This window comes from Kluyvera sp., assembly GCF_047971185.1.
Lineage (GTDB): Bacteria > Pseudomonadota > Gammaproteobacteria > Enterobacterales > Enterobacteriaceae > Kluyvera.
Genome location: NZ_JBKDZH010000139.1, coordinates 1 through 1,882, shown reverse-complemented (window position 1 = coordinate 1,882; position 1,882 = coordinate 1). Strand labels below are relative to the sequence as shown.

The 1,882-nt window shown below is 47.7% G+C and carries 2 protein-coding genes; both read left to right on the top strand.

The window, feature by feature from the left end:
• Positions 1-421: hypothetical protein (locus tag ACK5JN_RS23990; RefSeq protein WP_416872437.1), on the top strand; the 421-nt coding region annotated here is incomplete at its 5' end.
• Between the two features lie 52 nt (positions 422-473).
• On the top strand, positions 474-965 hold the full coding sequence (locus ACK5JN_RS23985; RefSeq protein ID WP_416872438.1) for a C2H2-type zinc finger protein: 492 nt from the start codon (positions 474-476) through the stop codon (positions 963-965).
• The last annotated feature ends 917 nt before the right edge of the window (positions 966-1,882 follow it).

Below are 1,882 nucleotides of genomic sequence, written 5' to 3'. Positions count from 1 at the left end.
CTCTGTGTCCCCATGGCTACCACTGGTGGTGGTGCTGAAGAGAGGGTCTGAGGCACGTGCTTTCCTCAACACTACGCTGTCCTCGCTGCGTCTGACTTCAGGACTCTTTGGTGCATTCCTTGCCTTGCCAGCTTCCTTGATTCCTGAGTGTGGCTTCAGGGAAGCCTTGCTGCCCGCTCCAGCTTCCCTGAAGTTTCTGCAAGACCAGCTGACTCCTGACATCAGGAGTAGTGTTGCAGTGGAGGCTGCAAGGCCGGGCAGCAGTCTGAGTGGCCGGGACCAGCAGGAGCAGACAGCAACTGGTGTGAGGATCAAGGGTGATCAGAAGAAGCACCACCACCACCACCACCACCTTGCATGCTACTTCTCCAGCCATAAAGGAAAAGCAAAGTTTGAGTGTCAGAAGTGTGAGAAGATTTGAGACAAAGAGGAAGTTCACTAGACACACCCTTGACACACTGGTGAAGGAAACCATGAGTGGCAAGAGTGTGAGAAAAGCCTCAGTGGGAAGGGTGACCTCAACAAATACACCCACACCCGCTGGTGAAGGAAGGCATGAATGCCATGAGTGTGGCAAAAGGTTTAGTAAGAAGGGAAACCTCAACACACACACCCTGACACATACTGGTGAAAGAAATCATGAATGTGAAGTCTGTGGAAAAAGATTCACTCTGAAGAGTCACCTCAACACACACACCCTTACTCACACCGGTGAAAGAAATCATGAATGTGAAGTTTGTGGAAAAAGATTTAGTCAGAAGAGTCACCTCGGCACACACATCCTTACACACACTGGTGAAAGAAATCATGAATGCGAAGAGTGTGGAAGAAGGTTCAGTTTGAAGTCTACATTGAACAGTCACATCTTCAGACACTCTGGCCTGAGAGAGTTCAAGTGTGATGTTTGTGGAAAGCATTTCAAGACAAAACGGGATATTGCCAGACACATGAAGACCCACTTCTGAGTGTAACGCCCCTAGAGAGAGGCTCCCTGGTGCAGATTGAATCATGCATGATCAATCTGAGCTCGGAAAGAATCTTTTTTCCGAACTCCTACCTTTTTGGCACTCGAACCCAAGACCTTTCGGTTGTGATGCCTCGACACTGATGGTGAGCCAAAGGGCACCCCACAGCTCACCTCATGTCGTAGGTCTTATTCACAGCCTGGCACTACACATCCTTCCTCTCCCCTCTTGATGGATCGTGCATTGCTCAGTCAAGCTGCTTCATTTTCTTCTGCCACCATTTTCTTCTTGGGTAGCGTTCTCCACAGAAAACATGGGTTCATGTCCTGTTGTCCGGAGGGGGGGACTGCATCCCTACATACTCTGATACACACCATGAGAGAGAGAACCTCAACAGGAACAGATAATGCCCCATAGGACACATCACCGCTTGCCATCAATGTAGTGCCCCTAGAGAGAGGCTCCCTTGTGCAAATCGAACCACACACGTTCAGTCTGAGCTCGGAAAGATTCTTTTTCCGAGCTCCTGCTTGATTATTATAATATAAGAGTGTGGTGAATGTAGTGGGTGCAAGAGGACGACCAACAGTGAAATGGGAGGATCGAGTACAGTCATTCCCCTATTTACGATGGGTTTACGTCAAGTAAGAACCTATTGTTAAACAATTTTTTCATAAATCGGTCATATATATACATTATAATTAGGGGATTTCATCAAGTGACCCTCCCAAAGTTACCCCCCCTAACATTTTTTTTTTTTTATGGTTCCCGTGACTGTACAACGCATCACAGACATTGTCACTGGGTGCATATATTAACAGTATCATTATTATTAACACTGACCCTTGCCCCTCAGTGTCTTTTAAGACACATGCTCTGCATCCAGTAAACCTGGAAGTCCGGAGCAGCAGTACGCG

Coding starts and splice junctions, on each gene's coding strand:
- ACK5JN_RS23985 (WP_416872438.1), top strand. CDS start 474: ATGAGTGGCAAGAGTGTGAGAAAAGCCTCAGTGGGAAGGGTGACCTCA.